Source organism: Arsenophonus endosymbiont of Aleurodicus floccissimus (genome assembly GCF_900343025.1).
In the GTDB taxonomy this organism is placed as follows: Bacteria; Pseudomonadota; Gammaproteobacteria; order Enterobacterales; family Enterobacteriaceae; genus Arsenophonus.
The window spans coordinates 87,842-113,063 of record NZ_OUND01000001.1; the positions used below are offsets into that span (position 1 = coordinate 87,842).

The following is a 25,222-nucleotide window of genomic DNA, read 5'->3' on the forward strand; positions in this document are numbered from 1 at the left end:
GTAATCGAAATGTTACGGGAAATAAAAAATGGAAAGCTATTATTTAAAATTGATATTTATTTTATGTGGTAAATTACAGAAAGAACCTTTAAAAACCGGTTGCGGTTTTTAAAGGTTCTTATAAATAAGGGGAATTTAATTAAGCGCTCCTTGATTAATAATCGTGCATAGAACACGTTTAAAGAATCTTTATTGAAACCGTTTATATAAAAAGCGGTACTGTTAACTACGACGAAAACTAAAGCCTATAACCTTAAGGGATCACAATGCACAACGGCGTAATGAAGGACTGGCTAGATTCAAGTTTTCTAGCTGGTGCAAATCAGTCTTATATCGAACAGCTTTATGAAAACTACTTAATTGACCCTAATTCCGTTAATGCAGACTGGCGAGACTTTTTTAATAAATTACCAGGTGCAAGCTCTAACGGTGAATACTCCCATTCTCAAACACGTGAATATTTTTGTTCATTGGCGAAAGATTCTACACGTTATCAAACTTCGGTTAGTGATCCGTCTTTGGATGCGAAGCAAGTTAAAGTCCTTCAATTAATAAACGCATTTCGTTTTAGAGGACATCAAAATGCAAACCTTGATCCATTAGAGCTTTGGAAACAAGAAACTGTACCTGATTTAGATCCTGCATTTCATGATTTAACAGATGCTGATTTTGAAAAAACGTTCAATGTTGGTTCTTTTGCAATTGGCCAGGAAACAATGAAATTAAGTGAGCTGTATAATTTACTGAAGCGTATTTATTGCGCTTCAATTGGTGCCGAATACATGCATATTACTAATACTGAAGATAAACGTTGGATCCAACAGCGCCTAGAACTGGCAACGCCGGTTAGTCAACAATTTAGCACACAAGAAAAGATTCGCTTCTTATCAGAATTAACTGCTGCTGAAGGATTAGAGCGCTATCTTGGGGCAAAATTTCCTGGTGCAAAACGTTTTTCCCTAGAAGGGGGTGATTCGCTCATTCCCATGTTAAAAGATTTGATCCGTTATGCAGGTCAACAGGATACGTGTGAAGTCGTATTGGGAATGGCGCACCGTGGGCGATTAAATGTTTTAGTTAACATTTTAGGTAAGCAACCAAAAGAGCTGTTTGATGAATTTGCAGGTAAGCATAAAGATCATTTAGGGACTGGTGATGTTAAATATCATCAGGGCTTTTCTTCTGATTTTAAAACAGAAGGTGCTTTGGTTCATTTAGCCTTGGCTTTTAATCCATCACATTTAGAAATAGTTAGTCCGGTAGTCATCGGCTCTGTCCGTGCTCGTCGTGATCGTTTAGATGAAAGTCGTAGTAATATGGTACTGCCTATTACTATCCATGGTGATGCAGCGGTAACAGGCCAGGGAGTCGTTCAGGAAATGCTGAACATGTCTCAGACTCGTGGTTATGAGGTTGGCGGTACAGTACGGATCGTGGTTAATAATCAGATAGGTTTTACCACATCCAATCCTAAAGATGGACGTTCAACACAATATTGCACTGATATTATGAAAATGGTGCAAGCACCTATTTTTCATATTAATGCCGATGATCCGGAAGCGGTTGCTTTTGTTACTCGACTGGCATTAGATTTTCGCAATAAATTTAAACGTGATGTGGTCATTGATTTAGTTTGTTATCGTCGCCATGGTCATAATGAGGCGGATGAGCCGAGTGCTACCCAGCCAATTATGTATCAAAAAATTAAAAAACACGCTACACCGCGTAAAATCTATGCGGATAAATTGATATCAGAAAAGACAGTTACTAGCGACGAAGTAACAGAAATGGTTAATCTTTACCGTGATAAGCTAGATCACGGTGATTGTGTCGTTGATGAATGGCGTCCAATGGGAACTGACTATTCGGTTTGGAAACCTTATTTAAATCATGAATGGAATGATGCTTACTCCGCTAAAGTTAAAAAGAAACGACTACAAGACTTAGCAAAACGTTTAAGTACTATTCCGGTGGAGATTGTCATGCAGCCTCGGGTTGAAAAAATTTACAGTGATCGTCTGGCAATGGCGAACGGTAAAAAATTGCTTGATTGGGGAGCAGCAGAAACTTTGGCTTATGCAACATTAGTTGATGAAGGGATACAAGTTCGTTTATCAGGTGAAGATGCCGGCCGAGGTACTTTTTTTCATCGTCATGCGGTTATTCATAATCAAACTAATGGTTCAGTTTACGTCCCTCTGGCTAATATACGTGAAAATCAAGGAATATTTGACGTCTGGCTGGGATTCCGTTTTGTCTGAAGAAGCGGTACTTGCTTTTGAATATGGTTATGCATCAGCCGAGCCACGGGTTTTGACTATTTGGGAAGCTCAGTTTGGTGATTTTGCTAATGTGGCGCAAGTGGTTATCGATCAGTTTATTAGTTCTGGTGAACAGAAATGGGGGCGTCTGTGCGGATTAGTGATGCTGTTACCCCATGGTTATGAAGGACAAGGCCCAGAGCACTCTTCAGCCCGTTTAGAGCGTTATTTACAATTATGTGCGGAACAAAATATGCAAGTCTGTGTTCCGTCTACTCCAGCTCAGGTTTATCATATGCTCCGTCGCCAGATACTTCGTAATATGCGACGTCCATTGATTGTTATGTCACCCAAATCATTACTGCGTCATCCTCTTGCGGTTTCTAGTTTGGAAGAGTTAGCAAATGGTGAATTCCAGCCGATAATTAATGAAATTGATCCAATAGATGCGAAAGAGGTCAAACGTGTCGTTTTATGTTCCGGTAAAGTTTATTATGATCTACTTGAACAACGTCGTAAAAACAAACAAAAAAATATCGTTATCGTTCGTATTGAACAATTATATCCATTTCCCCATAAAGATTTAGAAACTACGCTCAAGCCTTATGCGCATGTTCGCGATTTTGTCTGGTGTCAAGAGGAACCTCTCAATCAGGGGGCATGGTACTGTAGTCAGCACAATATTTGGGAAGCAATTCCAAAAGGTTCATTATTAAGTTATGCGGGACGCCCCGCATTTGCTTCACCAGCCGTAGGCTACGCCTCTATTCATCAAGAACAGCAAAAAGCATTGGTTGATGATGCACTAAAAATAAATAAATTAAAAGGATAGAAAATGAGTAACATAGAAATTCTTGTTCCTGATTTTCCTGAATCTGTTGCAGATGCTACAGTTGCAACTTGGCATAAAAAACCAGGTGATCATGTAGAGCGTGATGAAGTGTTAGTGGAAATTGAAACGGATAAAGTTGTACTCGAAGTACCAGCAGCAGATTCAGGTATTCTGGAATCAATTTTAGAAGAAGAGGGAGCTACTGTTCTATCGAAGCAGTTATTGGGTCGCATACATCTTAGTGATAGTACCGGAATTCCGGCTGAGGTAAAAGAGACTACTGAGTCAGCACCAGCGAAACACCAGACTGCTAGCCTTGAGGAAGAGACTCATAATGCACTAACACCGGCTATCCGTCGTTTAATTGCAGAATATGATTTAAACCCGACCAATATCAAAGGTAGCGGTGTAGGTGGGCGTATAACGCGTGATGATGTTGAGAAATATATTAAAAACCAATCAACAGCAAGCGAAAAGAGACCAATTAAGCAACAGAATGACGCATCTACAACGCCATCATCAACTTCTTCTCATCGAAGTGAAAAACGGGTACCAATGACGCGTTTGCGTAAGCGTATAGCAGAGCGTTTACTGGAGGCAAAAAATAATACTGCTATGTTGACTACCTTTAATGAAGTCAACATGAAGCCTGTTTTTGATTTGCGCAAACATTATGGTGAAAGCTTTGAAAAGCGGCATGGTGTGCGTTTGGGTTTTATGTCTTTCTATGTGAAAGCGGTTGTTGAAGCCTTAAAGCGTTATCCTGAAGTGAACGCATCGATTGATGGTTCAGATGTGCTTTATCATAGTTATTTTGATATTAGTATTGCTGTTTCCACACCTAAAGGTTTAGTCACACCAGTATTACGTGATGCAGATGCGTTGAGCATGGCAGAAATTGAAAAGCGTATTAAAGAGTTGGCAGGTAAGGGGCGTGACGGCAAATTAACGGTTGAAGAATTGACCGGTGGAAACTTCACTATTACTAACGGTGGTGTTTTTGGCTCTTTAATGTCAACTCCGATCATTAATCCGCCGCAAAGTGCAATTTTAGGTATGCATGCTATCAAAGATCGGCCGATGGCGGTTGATGGTAAAATCGAAATCTTGCCAATGATGTATTTAGCACTTTCTTATGATCACCGTTTAATTGATGGACGTGAGTCTGTTAGCTTCTTGGTGACAATAAAGGATATGTTGGAAGATCCGGCTCGTTTATTGTTAGACGTCTAGATAACCAATTTAGAGTGAAGTTATTTACTCAGTCTGGAGCAAAGCTTGGTTAATTTTTTATTGACCAATGTTTAAATAAAAATATATAGAGAATTGTTAACTCTCTGTCAGGCTAAATTATGGATAGTGTATCATGAACTTACACGAATATCAGGCAAAACAACTGCTTGCGCATTATGGTTTGCCAGTACCGACAGGTTATGCTTGTAAAACAGCAAAAGAGGCAGAAGAAGCAACAACAAAATTGGGTAATAGTCCTTGGGTTGTAAAGTGTCAGGTACATGCTGGTGGTCGAGGCAAAGCGGGTGGCGTAAAAGTTGTTAATAATCGCGATGAAATCCGGTTATTTGCTGAAAAGTGGTTAGGAAAACGCTTAGTGACTTACCAAACCGATGCCCATGGACAGCCCGTTAGTCAAATTTTGGTAGAGCAAGCAACGGATATTGATAAAGAGCTTTATTTAGGTGCGGTGATAGATCGCGCCTCTTGTCGAATTGTCTTTATGGCATCGACTGAAGGTGGGATCGAAATTGAAAAAGTTGCAGCAGAGACACCAGAACTTATTCATAAGGCTATTATTGATCGATTAACCGGACCTATGCCTTATCAAGGACGCGAGCTTGCTTTCAAATTAGGTTTGAGTGGTAAACAAGTCCAGCAATTTACCCAAATATTTATCGGATTAGCGACAATTTTTCTCGGGGGTGATCTGGCTTTAATCGAGATAAATCCTCTCGCGATAACTAAACAAGGGGATTTAATCTGTCTGGATGGCAAGCTTAGTGTGGATAGCAATGCACTATACCGCCAAGTAGAATTAAAGGAGATGCGTGATATTTCTCAGGAAGATCCCCGTGAAGCCCATGCGTTGGAGAGGGAATTAAACTATGTTGCTTTAGATGGCAATATTGGTTGTATGGTTAATGGTGCCGGTTTAGCCATGGGAACCATGGACATTGTGAAGTTACATGGCGGTGCTCCAGCTAATTTTCTTGATGTGGGTGGTGGGGCAACTAAAGAACGTGTAGCAGAAGCATTTAAAATTATCTTATCTGATGAAAATGTTAGAGCTGTTTTGGTCAATATTTTTGGTGGTATTGTTCGCTGCGATTTGATTGCTGATGGTATTATTGGAGCAGTGAAAGAAATTGGGGTAATAGTCCCGGTCATTGTTCGTCTTGAAGGCAATAATGCTGAGCTTGGTGCGCAAAAGTTAGCGGATAGTGGCCTAAAAATTACTGCTGCAACCAGCTTGACCGATGCGGCCGAAAAAGCAGTAGCAGCAGCGGAGGCGAAATAAATAAGTAATGTCTATTTTAATTGATAAAAATACTAAAGTTGTCTGCCAGGGGTTTACAGGTAGCCAAGGAACTTTTCATTCAGAGCAGGCAATTGCTTATGGGACAAAAATGGTCGGTGGTGTAACGCCAGGTAAAGGTGGAACAACACATTTAAGATTACCTGTTTTTAATACAGTCCGTGAAGCGGTACAAGCAACGGGTGCAACCGCATCGGTTATTTATGTTCCTGCTCCATTTTGTAAAGATTCGATTTTTGAAGCTATCAATAGTGGTATCAAACTGATTATTACCATTACCGAAGGGATCCCCACGTTAGATATGCTAACGGTGAAAGCAAAGCTAGATGAAACTGGGGTAAAAATGATAGGACCGAACTGTCCGGGTATTATCACCCCGGGAGAATGTAAGATTGGTATCCAACCTGGACATATTCATAAACCGGGTAAAGTAGGTATTGTATCGCGCTCTGGTACATTAACTTACGAAGCCGTTAAACAGACAACTGATGCAGGATTAGGACAATCTACTTGTGTTGGTATTGGTGGTGATCCTATTCCTGGTTCAAATTTTATTGATATATTGAAACTATTCCAGGCAGATCCCGAAACTGAAGCTATCGTTATGATTGGTGAAATTGGTGGTACCGCTGAGGAAGACGCGGCCACTTATATAAAAGAACATATAACAAAACCAGTCGTTGCTTATATTGCCGGCGTAACCGCACCAAAAGGTAAGCGTATGGGGCATGCTGGCGCCATAATTGCTGGTGGCAAAGGTACTGCGGATGAGAAGTTTGCTGCATTAGAAGCAGCAGGGGTAAAAACTGTTCGTAGCTTAGCTGATATTGGTGAAGCCGTTAAGCAATTAGTGACTAGTAAATAACCTGATTTAGACTATGATTAGTAAAAGCCACTCATAGATAGCGGCTTTTTTTATGTTTAGGCTGTGAGTAATACTGGTAAACTTGATTTTTTCGATATCAAAAGTGGCATTATGTGGATTAAAAATATCCTATTGATGGTTTTTTTAATAGCGTTTTGGCGAGTTTTCTCAAGTCAACAACAAGTATATGTTTAAAATGAATTATTGCCTATTTTTTTGGCATGAACAAAACAATAAACAGCTATTTACTATATTGATGACTTTAATAAAAATTGATTTAAATCAAACAATAAAATAAGTTTTATTTATTTTTTCGATGAAATTGTTGTTGATAAAATTTAGTGAGTATTTAAATGTAGCCGGTATGTTGATTTAATCGCAAAATTTCAATCTTAATCGTATTAAATCTATTTATTATAAGTGTATATAAGCGTACTATTATTAAGATGTTTGTTGTATTTTAATAAATTTTTTATCGTTATTTTAAGATGTATAAAGCTGGTAGTTATGAGGCTTTCATCTTTTGCATTATGAAAGTCAGGTCGCCGTAAGTCGGTGTCTTCCTGCTAGGAGCAAGGAGTCAAGATTTTTGATATTGTCGAACTGTCCCGGTTACAGTTTGCCTTAACTGCAATGTATCATTTCCTGTTTGTACCATTAACACTTGGTATGTCGTTTTTACTAGCGATAATGGAAACGGTGTATGTCATTTCAGGTAAACAGATATATAAAGATATGACAAAATTCTGGAGTAAGTTGTTTGCTATTAACTTTGCCTTAGGTGTTGCAACAGGTTTGACCATGGAATTCCAATTCGGGACTAACTGGTCATATTATTCACACTATGTTGGTGATATTTTTGGTGCGCCATTGGCAATTGAAGGATTAATGGCGTTCTTCCTGGAGTCAACATTTGTTGGTTTATTTCTTTTTGGCTGGGATCGTTTAAGTAAAACCCAACATTTAGCTAGCACATGGCTGGTTGCGTTAGGTTCTAATTTCTCTGCGCTGTGGATCTTAGTTGCTAATGGTTGGATGCAAAACCCGATTGCGTCTGATTTTAACTTTGAAAGCATGCGGATGGAAATGCTCAGTTTTTCAGAATTAGTTTTAAATCCCGTGGCACAAGTTAAATTTGTTCATACCGTTGCCGCCGGCTATTGTACAGGTGCTATGTTCGTCTTAGGCATCAGTGCTTATTATTTTAGAGGCCGTCATCGACCTTTTGCTAAACGCTCTTTCGCGATAGCGGCAAGCTTTGGTATTGCTTCAGTACTATCTGTTATTGTTTTGGGTGATGAATCTGGCTATGAAATGGGTGATGTTCAGAAGACCAAGTTAGCCGCTATTAAAGCTGAATGGGAAACCCAACCGCCGCCGGCTTCATTTAATCTTATTGCTGTACCGAATAGCGAAAAAATGAAAAATGAATTCACAGTAGCAATTCCATGGTTAATGGGAATTATCACTACCCGTTCTATTGATACCCCGGTTTTGGGTTTAAAAGATTTAATGGCGCAACATGAAGTTCGTATCCGCAATGGTATGAATGCCTATGTTCTGTTAAAAAAATTACAAGCTGGTGATAATGATCCTGCTATACGAAAAGCATTTGATGCGAATAAAAAAGATCTTGGTTATGGATTGTTGTTAAAGCGCTATACACCTAATGTTATTGATGCCAGCGAAGAACATATTAAAGCGGCCGCTAAAGATAGTATTCCTAAAGTCGGGCCTCTATTCTGGGCATTTCGCATTATGGTGGCTTGTGGTTTCTTAATGTTACTTATTTTTGCTTTATCATTCTGGTCTGTTATTCGTAACCGTATTGGTGAGAAAAAATGGCTTTTACGTTTAGCCATGTTTGGTATTCCATTACCATGGATTGCCGTTGAAGCAGGTTGGTTTGTTGCAGAATATGGCCGTCAACCGTGGGCAATTGGTGAAATTTTACCGACAGCTGTTGCACATTTATCATTAAGTAGTGCAGATCTACTTTTCTCGATGGGACTAATATGTGGTCTGTATACTTTGTTCTTGGTTATTGAATTGTTCCTAATGTTCAAATTCGCACGTAAAGTGCCGAGTAGTCTTAAAACAGGTCGTTATCATTATGAGCAACAAAATATTTCAGCCCAAGACGCTTAGTAAACAGGAGTCCATTATGTTTGATTATGAAGTTCTAAGATTTATATGGTGGCTACTGATTGGTGTGTTGCTGATCGGTTTTGCCGTGACCGATGGTTTTGATATGGGCGTTGGTATCTTATTGCCATTTATGGGAAAAACTGATACTGAGCGTCGGATCATGATCAATTCAATCGCACCTCATTGGGATGGTAATCAGGTTTGGTTAGTGACTGCGGGTGGTGCACTATTTGCGGCTTGGCCGATTGTTTACGCTGGGGCATTCTCAGGTTTTTATGTTGCAATGATATTAGTCTTGGCTGCACTTTTTTTCAGACCAGTAGGTTTTGATTATCGCTCTAAGCTTGAGAATTCCAAATGGCGCAATATGTGGGATCGTGGCATATTTATTGGTAGCTTTGTTCCTCCGTTGATCATTGGTGTTGCTTTTGGTAATTTGCTACAGGGCGTTCCTTTTACAGTTAATGACCTATTGTATTTGAATTATACCGGCACTTTCTTTGGTTTACTCAATCCTTATGGCTTATTAGCAGGCATTATTTCTATTATGATGATAATCACCCAAGGCGCGACTTATCTGCAAATGCGCACGCTAGGTGAATTACATCTACGTTCACGTAATATCACTTATATCACCGCCTTTTTCACCTTAATTACTTTTGCTGTAGCTGGTTTTTGGTTGATATATGGAATTGATGGTTATGCGATTAAAAGTACAATCGATACCTACGCTGTTTCTAATCCGCTACATAAAGAAGTAGCAAAAGAAGCAGGGGCATGGTTGGTTAATTTTAATAATAATCCAGGACTATGGACATTACCTGCACTTGGCTTATTTTTTCCAATACTGACTATCCTATTTACCAAGCTTGATAAAGCAGGATGGGCATTTTTATTTTCATTACTAACAATTGCTTGTATTATTTTAACTTTCGGTATTAGTATGTTCCCATTCATTATGCCTTCAAATATACAGCCTAATGCCAGTTTGACGATTTGGGATGCCAGGTCGAGCTTATTTACATTGCAAGTGATGACAGTTGTCGTCATCATTTTTGTGCCAATTATCTTGGCGTATACTACCTGGTGTTATTACAAAATGTTTGGTCGAATTGACAAAGCGCATATTGAAAATAACAAACATTCATTATATTAAGGAGCGAATGGCATGTGGTATTTTGCTTGGATTTTAGGAACGCTTCTTGTCTGTAGTTTCGCTGTCATTGCAGCTCTGGCTATCGAACAGGTTGAGGCTAATGCTGCTAACAAAGCTAAACATACTGGTGAATGATAATGGTAGATAAAATTTACTCATCAATGCATAAGGGTCCGTTTCGGATCCTTATTCTCTTTATGGCATTTGTCATGGCTTTTTGTGTGATCTGGGATCCAACCTTATTTGCCTCAAATCCCAGTTCTCTTGCTATATGGCAGGGATTATTGCTCATTTGGGCAACATGTAATGGGATAATTTTTGGTATTGGGTTTTTACCTAAAAATGCTTTTTGGCGTTATCTTTTTCATTCTTTACCTGCTGTTTTGATCCTAGTTTGTGGACTATTTTATTTCTTTCGTATTAGTTTCATTTCATAAGATAAGTTTATATTTCACTATTTTTTTGTAACTTTGTTTATAAATCATTCCAATAGATGATTCACTTAAGTATAGTGATCGGTAATTTATTTATAGCAAGGGGAGTAAAAATATGCTGTTTTGCTGGCCTATCCGTATTTATTATGAGGATACTGATGCGGGAGGTGTAGTTTATCATGCTCGTTATGCGCATTTTTTCGAACGTGCGAGAACGGAAATGTTGCGAGAAAAAGGATTTGAACAGCAGAAATTACGAAAAGAAAATTTAGCTTTTGTCGTACGTAAAATGACAATTGATTATTTACACCCCGCTAAATTGGATGATTTATTAACCGTTGAAACAACAATTAGCTATGTTCAACATACATCATTGGCTTTTTTTCAGCGGTTAATTAATCAGCAAGGGAAAGAAATTTGCACAGCAGAAATAGTTATTGTTTCAATTGATACATTTAAAATGAAGCCAACCAGGCTTCCTGAGTCTATTGTCGCGGAGTTTAAGCAGTGACTGACATGAATATCTTAGATTTATTCTTAAAAGCGAGTTTTTTGGTTCAACTCATCATGTTGATTTTAATAGGATTTTCTATTGCTTCTTGGGCAATTATTATTCAACGAAGCAAAATTTTAAATACCGCAACCCGAGAAACGGAAGCTTTTGAGGATCGTTTTTGGTCTGGTATTGAGCTATCGCGTCTCTATAAAGAATGTCAGGCTCGGCGTGATGCATTCACGGGAGCAGAACAGATTTTCTATTCTGGATTTAAAGAGTTTGCTCGTTTACGCCAAGCCAATCTTCATACACCAGAAGCGGTGATGAACGGTGCTTCTAGAGCTATGCGAATATCGATGAATCGTGAGTTAGAATCATTAGAGTCGCATATTCCCTTTTTAGGTACTGTAGGATCAATAAGCCCCTATATTGGATTATTTGGTACCGTTTGGGGAATTATGCATGCTTTGATTGCATTAGGCTCGGTTAAACAGGCAACATTACAAATGGTCGCCCCTAGTATTGCTGAAGCGTTAATTGCAACGGCAATCGGCTTGTTTGCCGCCATTCCAGCTGTGATGGCTTATAATCGACTAAACCAGCGGGTCAATAAATTGGATCAAAGTTATGACAATTTTATGGAAGAATTTTTAGCCATCTTGCATCGTCAAGCTTTTGCTTCTGAAAAGCAATAAATGCGGAGAACAGAAAGATGGCGCGGACTCGACATAGGCGTGAACTGAAATCTGAAATTAACATCGTTCCTTTATTGGATGTACTGTTAGTATTATTATTGATTTTTATGGCAACGGCGCCGATTATCTCGCAAAGTGTGAAAGTGGAATTGCCTGATGCGACCCAATCGAAAATTGTGTCAGGTATTGATAATCTACCGATTATTCTTGAAGTCTCTGGAGTAGGACAATATAGTGTCATTATTGATGGCCATCGAGAAGAGCTTTTACCGCCAGAACAGATTGCAGCAATAACAAAAGCTGCATTGGCAAAAAATCCGCCGGTCATTTTTTTAATTGGTGGAGCTAAAGATGTACCATACGAAGAAGTTATTAAAGCGCTGAATATACTTCATCAAGCTGGCATCAAATCGGTTGGTTTTATGACTCAGCCTATTTGATGTAATTCCATAATTACTTGTTTGGAAATCTGTTGTGAGAAAGACAAAAGAGCAAAAAAATAAATTAAGTCGCTCTGTGGTACTCTCTATTATATTCCACGTTTTGTTATTTGGTTTTATTATTTTGGGTTCATTGGATGAAATTATTAAGCTTGGCGGCGGTGGTCAAGGCGGTGAAGTGGTTGATGCGATCATGGTTGATCCCGGAGTAGTAATAGAACAGTATAACCAGCTACAACGACAGCAAAATAGTGCCAAACAAGCCGATGCTGAGCGAAAAAAACGTCTTCAACAGCAAGAAGAAGAACTAGGAAAACAGCAGGAAGAAGAACAAAAACGCTTAAAAATGGTTGAAAAGGAGCGTATAAAAATAGAAAGAGAAGCCGATCAGCAACGCAAGCAAGCAGAAGAAGCGGCGGCTAAAGCACAAGCAGAGGCAAAAGAAAAAGCCGCTAAGGCGCCGGCAGCTAAGAAAAAAGCAGATGCGGCTAAACAGGCTGCTGCAGTTGACTCTCTGCTTGGTGGATTAACTGCCCAACAACCAACTCAGCAAATGGGAGGTGCAGCAGCAGCGGGTCAAGGAGGAAATAGAAAAGGCAGGGCATCCAGTTCGGATGTGGCTAATTATGCTGGTAAGATCAAAGCCGCAATTGAAAGCAAATTTTATGATGCTGATATTTATCGCGGTAAAACATGTAAATTAAGCATAAAACTCGCTCCTGACGGCATGTTAATTAGTATTGCGGCTAAAAGTAATGCAGTAAACGATCAATCACTCTGTGACGCCGCGATACGTGCAGCCAAAACAGCGACAATGCCTAAACCGCCTAGTCGTAGTATTTACGATGCATTTAATGAACAGGGAAGTACTTTAGTATTCAAGCCTTAGTTAATGAATGTTATGAATAGCATAAGGCTAGGAAAATTAACAAAAGTTTTTCAGTTATTCTGGTTTTGTGCATTCACCTTTGTTAATATTCAAATTAATTATTACGGACGGGGGGATACACGTGATAAGTGAGAAAAAATGAAGCAGGCATTTAAATTATTATTAAGTTTTCTAATATTATGGGCGGCATGTGCCCAGGCAGAAATTCAGATTGAAATTACCCAAGGCATCAATACTGCACAGCCTATTGCTATTGTGCCTTTTAAATGGACTGGAGCTGGTACTTTACCCGATGATGTAGGACAAATTGTTGCTGCAGATTTACGCAATAGCGGTAAATTTAATCCTATCGATCCCAGTCATATGCCTCAACAACCAACTACCGCATCGGAAATTACACCGAATGTTTGGACGGGATTAGGTATTAATGCAGTTGTTGTTGGTCAGGTACAACCGGCTGCTGATGGTCAGTACATTATTAATTATCAACTGGTTGATGTGGTTAATTCACCCGGTGCAATATTGACGCAAAACCAATTAAAAGTGGCAGCCAAATGGCTACGCTATGCGGCACATACTATTAGTGATGAAGTCTTTGCTAAATTAACCCGTATTCGAGGTGCATTTCATACACGTATCGCTTACGTGGTTAAAACTAATGGTGGAAAGTTTCCTTATGAATTAAGAGTCTCAGATTATGATGGTTATAATCAATTTACTGTCCACCGCTCGCCTGAACCGCTGATGTCGCCAGCTTGGTCAGCTGATGGTGAAAAATTAGTTTATGTAACCTTTGAAAGTGGTAGTTCAGCATTAGTTATGCAAACGTTAGTAACAGGCGAAGTCCGCCAGATTGCTGCTTTCCCGCGTCATAATGGTGCTCCTACCTTCTCCCCCGATGGAAGCAAGCTTGCTTTTGCCCTGTCAAAGAGCGGAAGTTTAAATCTTTATGTAATGGACTTGGCCAGTGGTCAAACTCGCCAAATAACAGATGGTCGTAGTAACAATACTGAACCTAGTTGGATGCCAGACAGCCAAACGCTGATTTATACTTCTGATCAAGCAGGGCGTCCACAAATATACAAACTAAATATTAATGGTGGTGTGCCAGAACGTATTACTTGGGAAGGCAACCAAAACCAGGATCCAAGCGTCAGCCCTGATGGTAAATTTATGGTAATGGTCAACTCGAGTAATGGTAAACAGCACATTGCTAAACAGGATCTGGCAACGGGTAACGTTGAATATTTGACGGATACGTTTCTGGATGAAACGCCGAGTATTGCACCTAATGGTACTATGGTAATTTATAGTGTCTCACAAGGGTTAGGTACTGTATTACACCTGGTGTCAACGGATGGGCGTTTCAAAGCGCGTCTGCCGGCGACTGATGGAAAAGTTAAATTTCCTGCCTGGTCGCCGTATTTGTGATGCATAATAATAAGTATAGCAATAATAATTAAAGGATCGAACAAGATGCAATTGAATAAAGTGCTTAAAGGGCTAATGTTAGCGTTACCTATGCTAGCCGTTGCAGCATGTAGCTCAAAAAAGGGCAATGACAAAACGAGTGCTGAAAACAATGTAGCAGATAGCAATGCTAGCTTAACAGCTGAGCAACTTGCTAGTCAGCAAATGCAAGAATTGCAAAGTAACAACATTGTTTACTTTGGTTTTGATAAGTATGATGTTACACCAGAATATGCACAGCTGTTAGATCAACATGCAACTTTCTTCCTACGCGGTAACCCTTCAGTTAAGATTACTGTGGAAGGGCATACTGATGAAAAGGGTACACCAGAGTATAATATTGCACTTGGTGAGCGCCGTGCTAATGCTGTCAAAATATATTTGCAGAGTAAAGGTGTAAACGGTGAGCAAATTGCTATCGTATCTTATGGTAAGGAAAAACCGGCTATACAAGGTAATGACGAATCGGCATATGCCAAAAACCGTCGTGCGATACTTGTTTATTAAGAGTATTATATGAACAGTAACTTCAGACATCTTTATTTGAGTCTGTCGTTATTGGTTGGCGTAGCGGCTCCAGTAGTCGCTACCGCCCAAGCGCCAATCATTAATGTCGGCTCAGGCTCTACAAGTGATCGTCTAATTCAAATTGAGACAGCGGTCAATTCTCAAGGGCAATTATTATATCAAATTCAGCAACAGTTATCGGATGCTCAGCGGGACATTGATGTATTGCGTGGTCAAATTCAGGAAAACCAATATCAATTAAGTCAAGTTATTGAGCGACAAAAAGATCTCTATACGCAGTTGGATTCATTGACGACTGGTGCAAATAAAGTTAAGGCAAGTACCGACAGTAGTAATAGCAATAATACTGTTGTTACGGCTAAACCAGCGAATGAAAAAGCTGAGTATGATGCAGCCGTTGCACTTGCAATAAAGAGCAAATCTAAACAGCAGATTGCGCAGGCAATTAGTTCTTTTCAGCATTTTATCAAAACTTACCCTAAATCTAATTATCAGCCTAATGCGAATTATTGGCTTGGACAATTGAATTATAATCAGGGAAATACAGATGATGCGGCTTTTTATTTTGCTACTGTTGTTAAAAGTTACCCTAATTCAGTTAAAGGGGCAGAATCCCTTTATAAAGTAGGGTTACTGATGCAAGAAAAAGGACAAAATGATAAAGCACGTGCTGTTTATCAACAGGTGATTAAGGCATATCCTAATAGCCCTAGCGCGGAATTGGCAGAAAAGAAATTAGCGTCACTCTAATATGAACAACCCCGAAGTATTTATTGCTATCTATTTCGGGGATAATTGTATGCTTAATAAGCATTTAAATTCTTTCGGTAAAAAAAACATTGCACCCTTAGCAAAAATAAGTAATATACTCCGCCATCACCTTAGGTAACTTCAGATGGGTCGTTAGCTCAGTCGGTAGAGCAAATGACTTTTAATCAATTGGTCACAGGTTCGAATCCTGTACGACCCACCAATTAAAACAAGGAGTTACAGTTAATTTCATCTTATACAACTTTCTTGCGTGCCATATTTGTGACATGAAACCCGAGTATCCCATCGATATTTTTACCGTGCTTTTGCAAGTGTGAAGGGGATAAATGAGCATACCGTTTAACCTCTCCCATCCCCCCATTTCTTGCAATGCCGATAGAGGCACACCCGACTGAATTAACCAACTTGCCCAAGTATGCCTCAGATCGTGGAATCGAAATCCCTCGATTCCGGCTTTACGCATGGCAGATTTAAATGCCTTGTTAGTATCCGTTCTCATTGGTATCATATCAGTAATACCCTTTAATTTTTTCTCTCTGACAAAAACATACTGGCTATGTCTACCCATTTGATCATGGATAATCTGACAGGCTGTGTCATTGAGCGAAACGCTAATTGCTCTAAAATTTTTTGACTGGTCAGGATTAATCCAAGCAACTTTACGAGCCAAATCAACCTGTGACCATTCTAATTCTAGAATGTTGGATCTTCGTAAACCCGTAGCCAAAGCAAATGTTATTACTGGCTTGAGATAATCAACGGCATTATCAATTAAGGCATGCGCTTGTTCTTTTGTGAGCCACTTAATCCTTGATTGTCTAGGGGGTGGTGCATTTTTTAACGATCCCCACTCATTTGAGGCTATTTTTAGTAAAGCACGAATAAAAGCCCAATTGAGCATACCTTGATGATTGCGATGAGAAACCCACTTTACCTCTTCTATTTTTCATCCTTGAAACAATATCCTGACATTCATTATTCGTGATTTCACTAATCTTTCGACCTGAAAAATACTGCTGCCAAAATTTAATTTTTCCTTTATCTTTATCTATTTTCGCTTGTGTTGCTTTTCCTTTAGCCAGCGCAAACACGCTTCTTCGAAGAGATACTCTGGCTCTTCACTGAGACGTTCAACTTTCCAAATATCCGATTTGAGTTTATCGTGTAGCTCTTGTGCTAATTTTTTATTGGCTGTGCCAAGACTCTGTCTAATTCGTTTACCGCTTGGCGAAACGAAATCACAGTGCCAGACATTATATATATCGTAATTTGATTGAAATGTTTTAAGCCTCTGTTTTGATTTATCACGACAATAAGCTTTCACACTGACATTCTGATGTAACTGATGCATATATGCAATACAGGAAGAATTTAGTATTTCATAAGATCCTTCGTTTCTTTTTCCCCTTCTACGGGCGGGTAACTCACCCTCTTTAATTAATCGCCTGACTTTCCTGACTGAACATTTTAAAAGGGCTGCCACATGATGAGTTAAAAGAATCTCGTCATTCGTATTCATTTTAAAAATCCTTAAATCTTAATAGAGATATAAATTTTTTAGCTTTTTGAAAAACACACACTCTCAGGTACTTGGTTGCCCCACATAAAACAATGACAAAGCACGAATGGTTGCATTCGTTCTTGGTTAGGTCAGCAGTATGAGATTCGTTGAATGTGAATGTTGATCAGAAAGCGATTACTTTTTTAATTATTTTTGGTAGCATTATTGCTGTTGTGTGTTGGTAACCACAACGTAATTTTCCCTGGTGTTGGCCAGCCTTGCGCTGGTCTTTTTTACTTAGCATGTTGCATTACAAGAATGGATAATTTGCTGAGTCCTTTAGGCGTAATTCTTACTTGTTCCGTTAGTTTTTTTGAACCATCATTTCTGGCAACGACAGTCACTTTATGCTCAATTAAATCCTGCTTGATTTTATCATGATAGCCTACCCAGCTTTTTCCGCCAATACGCCGATAAATCCAGTCATGTCCTTGTAAACATGAAAAAAGGGCTTTCGGTTTCATTTGGAGTGATTTAGCCGCATCAGTAATACAAAGGCGAGCCTTCTGAGTAGCTAATTCGTTTAAGTGCTTCGACTTGCGGTTTCATCTCATCGGCTTTATGTTCAAGCGCAATGACTTTTCTGTGTAATTGAGTAGCAATCCTCGCATCGCTGATGGATTATTTAGTATCTCAACCGGATTGACAGCTTCTAATGCTTTTCTTTCGCATTCAATAAAATACTGTCTGGCCTGTTTACTTTTTTCATTGCGCTCAACCATGGATAACTCTTTGGCCATATTGATGGAGATTGCGTATTCTATAGACGGTCTACCTTTTGCGGTTTTTTCCGCAAAAGTTGCAAAGTCCTCATTTTCAATGAATCCATACTTTTCAATGCGGTCTTTTATCCAATCTTTGAAATGGTTTTTTATCTTTAAAAACGTATGTAAATCAAGAGTATTAGCCGTTTGGATTAATTCACCATTGATATTCCTTGTTTCGATGTTAATTAAATTTTGCATATAATAATTTCTCAAAGTTAATTGATGAATGAGTATTGATGTTGATTAAGTGGAATAGATTAGGTGGGTAATGATTTCTTGCTTGGTAACTATTAGGGTATCGATGAATATTCCTATATAAATTAAGAGTGCTGGCACTATCATGACAGCGATAGCCAGTAGCTCTTGCCCGCCTAAATGAATGCTTCCTAATTCGCCACGCTTAAATCTAATTTGCGGGTCTACGACGGTATCAGCATGAGCGCGATGTCCCACTACCATTTCAAAGGCGAACGCTGCACTGATAAAAAATAATGTCGTGATTAATAGTTTGATGATATTAAGTTTCATAACTTAACCTCCGGTATAATTAGTGTACATGGACGGTATTAATATCCTCATGGTTGGTGCTCCTCTGTTTAAAAGGGGATGTCTTGGTCTTCAAAATCAGCTTGATGAATAGCGTTACTGTTTAGCTGGCTTGTTGTTAGCATATTCAGTTTACCTTGGCTTTCCTGTTGTTTTTTTGCTTTCCAGTTTCCCAATATTTCAATGTCATTGACCAGAAATTCAGGTGATATCCTTTGCTGACCGGATTTATCTGTCCATTTGTTTTCCTGATAAGTTGCCGTAATACGAACGAAAGCGCCTTTTTGTGCATGATTATTGATATATTCCGCTATTTGCTTAAATGCTTTACAATTAATCCATGTTGTGTCATCAATCCATTTACCGTTGTTATCTTTCCTTGATTTACGAATAGCGAGAGAGAATGCGGTGATGGGAAGGTTATCTTGGGTATAGCGGATTTCTAGGTTTCCGATGCGTCCGGTAAAGTGACCCTGGTTCTGGTTTGCCATGGCGCCTCCATATAGTGATGAATGTTGTTGATCTCTGATTTCAGTTTTTCGATAAAGGTTTTAACAGCCTGTTCAATCTCGTTGACTAATTTATCATCCTTGATAATTCGGATTTTATAGTAGGCAAGGTTAGGCGGAAATCTATCATCATAGCTGACAAAATCGCACCAGTTTCTCCCTGTGCACATCATTTGCCCCTGCATTTGTAACAGGTATTCGTATTTGGGTTTTCCGGTGATGAGGGTTTCGAGATGAGTGGTGGTGTTGGGGCATTTTATTTCGATAAGCCCGTCATCATTCACTAGCCCATCAGGACTGGCGCCAAAGAGCGTTATAGTTTTGGGTGGGGAATAAAGCCCACTTCAGTGACAGTAACATCAAATTCATTGAGGCAATATCGCGCTCTGGCTTGAGGCTCAAGAGCGACACCTCGTTCAATGGCCTGATTGGTTTTCATGTCTTCTCGTCGTCCAGTAAAGGTTTCACAGACTAACTGCATGAGGTAGTTTCGTTGGGTTGTTCGCTTGCTTTTGCATAACACCTTGTGTAAATTGCTGGTGGTGACTTTCCCCAGTCTTGCCTGAAACCACGCGTCCGTTTTCTGCTTCATGATTAGCCTCGTTTTTCATTGCAATATTGCGGTAAATAGTCATTTTATTTTCTTCGCCAATGATATCGGTTTCTTCGGGTATTAATTGTTGCCAATGCATTTTCATCGATTCAACACCGTTTTTTGCGGCGGTTTTTAAATCACGAATTAATTGGTCGTAACGCTCTTTTTGTTGGGTTACTTCTTTTTGAATGATTATTTTTTCCTGTTCGGGTAAGTCTTCACCGGCATAAATGTAAAAACCCAATCCAAACATGGAAATGGCTTTAGTTAGACAGCGCATCAGCGTTTTATTGATATCAACCGCATTAGGGTTAGAAATGGCCTGATTCTTGTAATCCATAACCAGTAACCGCATTTTGCGGGAAAAATCATTATTTCCCTTTTTGACGGTGAGCGTTAATGATACCATGGCACTGCCATTATTGTTATAGCTAACCGTATCAATGGTATAATAATAGGATTCGGGATAGTGAGCCATCAATACACCCCACGCCCAAGCCCATGAAAGATAGGAAAGGCCGTTTTGCTTTTCTACCTTTTCGTTAACATTAATCATAGAAAGGGTTTCCCAAACTTGCTGTTAAAAACTTTTTTCTTTTTCGGTATGTTGTATTTCGCTCATAGATATTTCTTCTTTGGCACTCGAATTGCTTTGTATCGATGTATGTTCTCACTTTTGAAATGGTTAAACAGTGCCTGCCAGATATCGTCAAAATCCTCATGATTGAGTTTTCGCATGACGTAGGAAGGCAGGCAATCATAGATAGGCTGGACAAGCTCGATGATTTCGTCATCTAGCCTGTCTTCCTAATAAGCAATTTCTTGCTGTTGTTCGTACCAGTCATCTTGCATGGCGTAAGGGTTCATTTAACCTCCTATTTTGCTAAGAGTAAAACGAGGCTTGCCAACGCGATGATGAGCAAGGTGGGGATAATTTTTATGGCATCTTTTTTAGCGAAACTGTCGCTATTTAAACGATAGCGAAGCTCCTGCTGTTTAAGCTGGTTCATGTTTTTAGCTCTTTATTAATTAATGTGTTAACAGAAAAAAGTAATTAATGTTTCAAGTGAATACCATTAATGGATTTGTCATAAGTATGTGTTCCATTCCAGGTTAATTTCATGGGCAGCTTGTAATCCATATACAAATCATAGAGACGTTGAACACCCTTTTTGAGCAAGACAGGTTGATAACTGATGAATCTGTAAGCACCATGAGGGCTTATTTCGCTTTTTTTTCGGTTAAATATTTATCCCGCGCATAAGAAGCAACACGCCAGCGCATGCCTGATTTACTTTCGTTGTAGAGCCACTTCCGCTCTGCCAGAAAATGATTTATCTGCTGACTATTAACGCCATTAAGCATTTTGCTAAATTGGGTAGGGGTCCCCATACCTTCTTTGAAGAGATTTTTAAGACAATCCACTTCCGTTGATAGGGTTTTATTTTCCAGTAATAACTTTTCATTCTCTTCCTCGGCACGAATGACCATGATAGCAAGTTCTTTTTTTTGTTGGTAGTAATGTTTGAGGTTGTAAAATTCGTCTTTCACATTCAATGAAGTACTGCCTTGCCTGTTTCCCTTTTTCGTTACGTTCAACCATTGATAGCTCTTTCGACATATCGAAAGAAATGTACAATTAATTACTCTACATCAGTAAATTAATATTGGATAAAAACATATTTTTTGTAATCAAAATAATGTCGCTTAGCTATAGCTCTTTGGCCATATTGATGCTGATGCAATAATCTTTCATAGGCCGTTGGCGAGATTTTGCACTACTCAAATTTGAGTAGTGCAAATTTTCAACAATAATATAGTCAATGTTCTCTTCAAAATCATATTCTGTTATGCGCCTATTTATCCAATCATTAAAACGCGTAGTAATTTCTAAAAACGCATGTAAATCACGGGCATTAATCGTTTGGATTAATTCACTGTTAATGTTTTTTGTTTCAATATTAATTAAATCTTTCATGTAAGAATTCCTCGCTACTAAAAACGATGATAAATTTTGATCTATGCTTGTATTAAATAAGAGAAGTTGTTAGCTTAATCGTATCTCATCGGATTTACTTCTTCGGCTGTAGGTTCAGATCCTGCACAATCCGCCAATCTCACGATTTATCTTCAGGAGTCTGCGATTTTCTTTTTTGAGGTAGGTATTTTCTGCTGTTAAATAGTGAATTATTGTTTTAAATGTTCTTGTTTCCCTGTCGTCGTCATTACGTATATCAATACTGCTGAGATAGTGTGAATCACAAAATTTATGACTCCCGTTAGTGACACTAACTAGGGTTGCCCATATTTGGGTGCTTTGCCGTTACAATGTGTGGATTGTTGAGTTTCATCCTTTTATTCCTTTAGTTAGAAAAATTAGGGGTTATTCTATGGGCAATGACGCATTGAAAATCCGCTAAGATTATGAGAACAAAAATAAATTATACTTTTGCGGTAATTTCCCTTGACCCAAAAAGATGATGACGACATTGATTTTTTACTGAATACAAAGCCACCTTTGGAAGACAACAATTATTAAAGGCGTCATAAATTTTAGTTCTGCTGAATAATAGCGCTAGCTCTACGCGGCGCATCACGTTCCTTTTGAGTGAAACTAGGGGGCCCCTGCTTAGGTTTTGATATTATTTGTTGATTCGATTGCTTGGTTGGATTTAATGCGGCTTTTAAAGCCATATTAAGGGTTTTGTTTCTGTTATAGGCCTCTTGTTTGGTTCTTCCGCGTTCATTTCTTCGACTGCGCGCATTATTATAACCGCGAAAGTTACACATACCTACCTCCTAACAATGGATTTTGGTGGTATGTGCTGAATGTATTCAGTGAGGTATCAACGTTGCTATTTCCCCGGTATAGAAACGAAAGTCAATGTTGATTGATGTATTCACACACCCAAAACCGACTGTTGTCGCGGTTTGCTTTTTCAGCGAGATAGTCTTAAAGAGCGGGACTGCTTAATTGTCGTCACTTGCCTTCATGTTCATATGCCTTCGGCTGGCTACTTAGCAACGTTTGGCAAAGGTTCAGATAACTCGCAGTATTGTCTGGCCTTTTACTGTTGCGGTGAGTTGATGAAGTAATGATAGGTTTTTCTATTTCAATTGTCAATCGTAAAAACGATTAAAATAGATAATAAATTTTTAAACGTTAAATGATAATATATGTCTTTTATTTAAAAAAATGATTGTTATTGATTTTGAAATGCAAAGTAGATTTGGAATATAAAGCGAGTTGAAGCCCAGTATCCAAGTGGGCTGGTTATGTTTACTCTATTTTACCTGCTACATAGTAGACTTTGCCTACTATTAGCAGTTCTGAGGCAGAAACGATAAATTCTGGGTAATCATCAGATTTATAATTTTTTAACTTAATTTCATTTTTAGGCAAACTGTAAAGTGCGCGTACCATAAACACCCCGCCATAAGATACCAAATAAATCTTACCATTTTTAATATCTTTTGTACTTGTATCGAGCGCAACGGTTGAGTTTTCCTGAATAATCGGTGACATGCTGTCATCAGGCGCAATTATTGATATTGAATCTTTAATGGAGCTATTGGTTTCTTGAATTATATTTTTAGGTATTAAAAATATAGAATAAGTGTCCTTTTCACCCTTAACGCTAGGGGAAAAACACCCACTCAATGCGGTTAGTTATATAATCTTAATTTAACAATATTATCCTTGTCATATTCCTGAGTCTTGTCCGTATAATCCAATATAGAATCAATAATTAATTGATTATTAGGTTTTATTTCATGAGCTTTCATTGTTCCAATATCATCTGAAAGCCATTCAGGGGGTTGACACCTAAAACTTTCGCTATTTTTATTAATTTTTGTTCCTGATGCGGTCGCCGCTAGTCAGTCTCCACACGCTTGATTGAGCCATTCCTACCGCTTTAGCTAAAGATCCTTGAGTAAAGCTTTTTTCTTGCATTGCTTATTTTAGTCTTTTTGAAAAATTCACATGAATAACCTGATTAAATAGTCCCTAAAATAATATCGTATAAACGATATATATTCAAGATAGCAAATACGATTTAATATTCGTTTATGCATTCTAATAATCACTCTAATTTATAGGAGATGAGATTAATGAAGAATTATGGAATAGAAAACGCTATAAAAATAACCGGAAGTCAAAAAGCATTAGCAAAAAAATGTGGCTTAGCGCAATCAACTGTTTCCGATTGGTTAAATGGTAAAAAACCAGTATCCTCAAAATGCGTACCTGATTTAGTTGAAGCGACTCAAGGTAAAGTGCCAGCTTATCGTTTTAGACCAGATTTACTAAGGTTATTCCCTCATCTTGACAGTGAATAAAAAATAATTGCTATTTTTTAGTACAACCGCTCTTTAACAACTTGGCCTCCCTGAAATTGGGAGAGATTACCTGCCCAACCCATCGGGAGGGATAACTGTTATCTACAACTTATGGAATTAAGTGTAGGTAAGATCGTTGTAAGCACTATCAAATCATTTCGTTTCTATGTTATTTGATTTGTGTGTTTTCGAGCATTTTCTTACAGAATAGAGATACGTATTCGGTAAGCAACAATTATCAAATGAAGGCTGTGGCTTTTTGTCTTTTAGATTGAAAATGATTGATGCGATAGTATTAACGGTGTCATCTTGCTTGTTGAATATGGAATCAAGGATTTGCTCTGTAGAACGGGGTATAGGTTTCGCTTCGTATTCAGCGCGTTTTCTATCCCAAAATGCCATTTGTTTCGCCAGGCGACGAGATTTAGCATTGTCTTTTTTAGGTTTAAAAATAATGGTTGCCATGTTGTTACCTCCGAAATAAGTTTTAGTAGTGTGTGCCGAATAGTTCGGATTTATACTCACAGTCAGTTTATTCCCTGGTGTAGAAACGAGATTTGACTGTTTTCTATATTTACATACCCAAAAACTCACTGGGTGGTGTTGCTCTAACGCTTATTCAGAGCTTGATTCCAATATGTTAAAGAGCGAAATGACTTAGTTACTTGCTGACTTCACTTGCCTTCATGTTCATACGCCTCGGGCTGGCTACTTAGCAACGTTTGGCTCGGCTTAAGATAACTCGAAGTCTTGTCTTGGCGTTTTGCCTGTTGCAGTGAGTTGATGGATATAATCTACAAATTGAAATTATCAATAATAATTAAAATTTAATTTTTAATTTTGGTTGGTAAAATTTGATATTTTTACAGAGAATCGGGGAAAGAAATGGAAAAATTAGACTATATTTTTCTTTTGATTTAAAAGTTCAGCTATTTTCTTTTCATAAAAGGCTTTTTAAATTTCCAACTTTTTTAGAATGAGATTTACATCACTTTCAGGAAGAGCTTCAAATAGTTCAAGTATTAGCTTTTGTTTTTCTGTAAGTGTATTCTTCTCTTTATGAAAAGTTTCATAACTTTTTTCTTGATTCTGTAATTGAGGAGAGAAAAACCAATCTAAAAGTTTCCCTGTTACTTCAGATAATTTCTTAAGTTTATCCATCCTAGGTATTACATTTTTTAACCACCCTTGAACTGATTGAGGCTTCACTCCCATTCCGCGAGCTAATTCTGATTGATTCCAGCCTAGTTCATCTAATGCTTGCTGAAGTCTTTTAGGAAAACTCATACTTTTATCCATTAAATAGTTGTAACTGTTAAAGCATACAAAATTTTTTTGTTATTAGCATTGCAAATATAATTTGAAAT

The 25,222-nt window shown here is 38.4% G+C and carries 28 protein-coding genes, 1 tRNA gene and 5 pseudogenes; 17 read left to right on the forward strand and 17 right to left on the reverse strand.

The features are described from left to right. The first annotated feature begins 266 nt into the window (after positions 1–266). From sucA to ARADI_RS00540, 16 genes and pseudogenes are all read left to right on the forward strand, one after another. Positions 267–3,093: pseudogene (gene sucA, locus ARADI_RS00465) on the forward strand (2-oxoglutarate dehydrogenase E1 component). A gap of 3 nt (positions 3,094–3,096) precedes the next feature. After that, a complete protein-coding gene (gene odhB / locus ARADI_RS00470) occupies positions 3,097–4,326 on the forward strand; it encodes a 2-oxoglutarate dehydrogenase complex dihydrolipoyllysine-residue succinyltransferase (RefSeq protein ID WP_119710803.1) in 1,230 nt (409 codons plus the stop codon). A 133-nt stretch (positions 4,327–4,459) separates the two neighbouring features. Then, positions 4,460–5,626, forward strand: coding sequence for an ADP-forming succinate--CoA ligase subunit beta (sucC, locus tag ARADI_RS00475; RefSeq protein ID WP_119710804.1), 1,167 nt, complete (start codon positions 4,460–4,462; stop codon positions 5,624–5,626). A 7-nt stretch (positions 5,627–5,633) separates the two neighbouring features. After that, positions 5,634–6,509 carry a succinate--CoA ligase subunit alpha gene (sucD, locus tag ARADI_RS00480; protein ID WP_119710805.1) on the forward strand — a complete coding sequence of 292 codons (876 nt, stop codon included), beginning with the start codon at positions 5,634–5,636 and terminating at the stop codon, positions 6,507–6,509. A gap of 585 nt (positions 6,510–7,094) precedes the next feature. After that, positions 7,095–8,657, forward strand: a complete 1,563-nt coding sequence (cydA, locus tag ARADI_RS00485; protein ID WP_119710806.1) for a cytochrome ubiquinol oxidase subunit I — start codon at positions 7,095–7,097, stop codon at positions 8,655–8,657. Positions 8,658–8,673: 16 nt separating this feature from the next. Further along, on the forward strand, positions 8,674–9,813 hold the full coding sequence (gene cydB / locus ARADI_RS00490) for a cytochrome d ubiquinol oxidase subunit II (RefSeq protein WP_119710807.1): 1,140 nt from the start codon (positions 8,674–8,676) through the stop codon (positions 9,811–9,813). Between the two features lie 12 nt (positions 9,814–9,825). Further along, complete coding sequence (gene cydX, locus ARADI_RS00495) at positions 9,826–9,948, forward strand: cytochrome bd-I oxidase subunit CydX (protein WP_119710808.1); 123 nt, start codon at positions 9,826–9,828, stop codon at positions 9,946–9,948. A gap of 2 nt (positions 9,949–9,950) precedes the next feature. Then, complete coding sequence (ybgE, locus tag ARADI_RS00500; RefSeq protein WP_119710809.1) at positions 9,951–10,250, forward strand: cyd operon protein YbgE; 300 nt, start codon at positions 9,951–9,953, stop codon at positions 10,248–10,250. A gap of 112 nt (positions 10,251–10,362) precedes the next feature. After that, complete coding sequence (ybgC, locus tag ARADI_RS00505; RefSeq protein WP_119710810.1) at positions 10,363–10,758, forward strand: tol-pal system-associated acyl-CoA thioesterase; 396 nt, start codon at positions 10,363–10,365, stop codon at positions 10,756–10,758. After that, a complete protein-coding gene (gene tolQ / locus ARADI_RS00510; protein WP_119710811.1) occupies positions 10,755–11,438 on the forward strand; it encodes a Tol-Pal system protein TolQ in 684 nt (227 codons plus the stop codon). The genes ybgC and tolQ overlap by 4 nt, the downstream gene beginning before the upstream one ends. Before the next feature lie 17 nt (positions 11,439–11,455). Then, on the forward strand, positions 11,456–11,878 hold the full coding sequence (tolR, locus tag ARADI_RS00515; RefSeq protein WP_119710812.1) for a colicin uptake protein TolR: 423 nt from the start codon (positions 11,456–11,458) through the stop codon (positions 11,876–11,878). 34 nt (positions 11,879–11,912) lie between these two features. Then, positions 11,913–12,767, forward strand: coding sequence for a cell envelope integrity protein TolA (gene tolA / locus ARADI_RS00520; RefSeq protein WP_119710813.1), 855 nt, complete (start codon positions 11,913–11,915; stop codon positions 12,765–12,767). Positions 12,768–12,905: 138 nt separating this feature from the next. Continuing rightward, the gene (gene tolB, locus ARADI_RS00525) at positions 12,906–14,198 is read left to right on the forward strand and encodes a Tol-Pal system beta propeller repeat protein TolB (protein ID WP_119710814.1); all 1,293 of its coding nucleotides are present in this window, start codon (positions 12,906–12,908) and stop codon (positions 14,196–14,198) included. Positions 14,199–14,243: 45 nt separating this feature from the next. Beyond that, entirely contained in the window at positions 14,244–14,744 is a 501-nt protein-coding gene (gene pal, locus ARADI_RS00530) for a peptidoglycan-associated lipoprotein Pal (protein WP_119710815.1), read from the forward strand. Positions 14,745–14,753: 9 nt separating this feature from the next. After that, positions 14,754–15,515 carry a tol-pal system protein YbgF gene (gene ybgF / locus ARADI_RS00535; RefSeq protein WP_119710816.1) on the forward strand — a complete coding sequence of 254 codons (762 nt, stop codon included), beginning with the start codon at positions 14,754–14,756 and terminating at the stop codon, positions 15,513–15,515. Between the two features lie 147 nt (positions 15,516–15,662). Then, a tRNA-Lys gene (locus ARADI_RS00540) sits at positions 15,663–15,738 on the forward strand. A gap of 31 nt (positions 15,739–15,769) precedes the next feature. Here ARADI_RS00540 and ARADI_RS00545 read toward each other — a convergent pair. The 15 genes and pseudogenes from ARADI_RS00545 to ARADI_RS00595 all read right to left on the reverse strand — a co-directional run bounded on the left by ARADI_RS00545 (position 15,770) and on the right by ARADI_RS00595 (position 23,175). After that, positions 15,770–16,797 (reverse strand): annotated as a pseudogene (locus tag ARADI_RS00545) (site-specific integrase). A 147-nt stretch (positions 16,798–16,944) separates the two neighbouring features. Next, positions 16,945–17,055: pseudogene (locus tag ARADI_RS19265) on the reverse strand (helix-turn-helix transcriptional regulator); the annotation flags it as partial. Positions 17,056–17,330: 275 nt separating this feature from the next. Next, positions 17,331–17,618, reverse strand: a pseudogene (locus ARADI_RS00555) (phage antirepressor KilAC domain-containing protein); the annotation flags it as partial. Positions 17,619–17,642: 24 nt separating this feature from the next. Then, positions 17,643–18,062, reverse strand: a complete 420-nt coding sequence (locus tag ARADI_RS00560; RefSeq protein WP_119710819.1) for an antA/AntB antirepressor family protein — start codon at positions 18,060–18,062, stop codon at positions 17,643–17,645. A gap of 45 nt (positions 18,063–18,107) precedes the next feature. Next, a complete protein-coding gene (locus ARADI_RS00565) occupies positions 18,108–18,392 on the reverse strand; it encodes a hypothetical protein (RefSeq protein WP_119710820.1) in 285 nt (94 codons plus the stop codon). A 68-nt stretch (positions 18,393–18,460) separates the two neighbouring features. Continuing rightward, complete coding sequence (locus ARADI_RS00570; RefSeq protein ID WP_119710821.1) at positions 18,461–18,901, reverse strand: single-stranded DNA-binding protein; 441 nt, start codon at positions 18,899–18,901, stop codon at positions 18,461–18,463. Further along, positions 18,853–19,203: a YqaJ viral recombinase family protein gene (locus ARADI_RS20390; protein ID WP_369406903.1), complete on the reverse strand. Its 351-nt coding sequence runs from the start codon at positions 19,201–19,203 to the stop codon at positions 18,853–18,855. The genes ARADI_RS00570 and ARADI_RS20390 overlap by 49 nt, the downstream gene beginning before the upstream one ends. Before the next feature lie 29 nt (positions 19,204–19,232). Continuing rightward, positions 19,233–19,442: a PDDEXK family nuclease gene (locus tag ARADI_RS20395; RefSeq protein ID WP_369406904.1), complete on the reverse strand. Its 210-nt coding sequence runs from the start codon at positions 19,440–19,442 to the stop codon at positions 19,233–19,235. After that, positions 19,384–20,076: pseudogene (locus tag ARADI_RS16870) on the reverse strand (Sak single strand annealing protein); the annotation flags it as partial. The gene ARADI_RS20395 and the pseudogene ARADI_RS16870, both read right to left, overlap by 59 nt. A gap of 659 nt (positions 20,077–20,735) precedes the next feature. Beyond that, on the reverse strand, positions 20,736–21,113 hold the full coding sequence (locus ARADI_RS00580) for a hypothetical protein (protein ID WP_182853005.1): 378 nt from the start codon (positions 21,111–21,113) through the stop codon (positions 20,736–20,738). Positions 21,114–21,225: 112 nt separating this feature from the next. Continuing rightward, entirely contained in the window at positions 21,226–21,492 is a 267-nt protein-coding gene (locus ARADI_RS00585; protein ID WP_119710824.1) for an antA/AntB antirepressor family protein, read from the reverse strand. 114 nt (positions 21,493–21,606) lie between these two features. Continuing rightward, complete coding sequence (locus ARADI_RS22010; protein WP_500782273.1) at positions 21,607–21,822, reverse strand: hypothetical protein; 216 nt, start codon at positions 21,820–21,822, stop codon at positions 21,607–21,609. Then, positions 21,803–21,865: a hypothetical protein gene (locus ARADI_RS22015; RefSeq protein ID WP_500782275.1), complete on the reverse strand. Its 63-nt coding sequence runs from the start codon at positions 21,863–21,865 to the stop codon at positions 21,803–21,805. The genes ARADI_RS22010 and ARADI_RS22015 overlap by 20 nt, the downstream gene beginning before the upstream one ends. Before the next feature lie 202 nt (positions 21,866–22,067). After that, the gene (locus tag ARADI_RS00590) at positions 22,068–22,304 is read right to left on the reverse strand and encodes a hypothetical protein (protein ID WP_119710825.1); all 237 of its coding nucleotides are present in this window, start codon (positions 22,302–22,304) and stop codon (positions 22,068–22,070) included. Positions 22,305–22,794: 490 nt separating this feature from the next. Next, positions 22,795–23,175, reverse strand: coding sequence for a S24 family peptidase (locus ARADI_RS00595; protein ID WP_119710826.1), 381 nt, complete (start codon positions 23,173–23,175; stop codon positions 22,795–22,797). 452 nt (positions 23,176–23,627) lie between these two features. On the opposite strand from ARADI_RS00595, the gene ARADI_RS00600 reads away from it, so the two are divergent. Then, complete coding sequence (locus tag ARADI_RS00600; protein ID WP_119710827.1) at positions 23,628–23,855, forward strand: transcriptional regulator; 228 nt, start codon at positions 23,628–23,630, stop codon at positions 23,853–23,855. A gap of 153 nt (positions 23,856–24,008) precedes the next feature. Here the strand turns inward: ARADI_RS00600 and ARADI_RS00605 are convergent, their stop codons facing one another. Beyond that, on the reverse strand, positions 24,009–24,320 hold the full coding sequence (locus tag ARADI_RS00605) for a hypothetical protein (protein WP_119710828.1): 312 nt from the start codon (positions 24,318–24,320) through the stop codon (positions 24,009–24,011). Positions 24,321–24,809: 489 nt separating this feature from the next. After that, positions 24,810–25,154, reverse strand: a complete 345-nt coding sequence (locus ARADI_RS00610; protein ID WP_119710829.1) for a helix-turn-helix domain-containing protein — start codon at positions 25,152–25,154, stop codon at positions 24,810–24,812. Between the last annotated feature and the right edge of the window lie 68 nt (positions 25,155–25,222).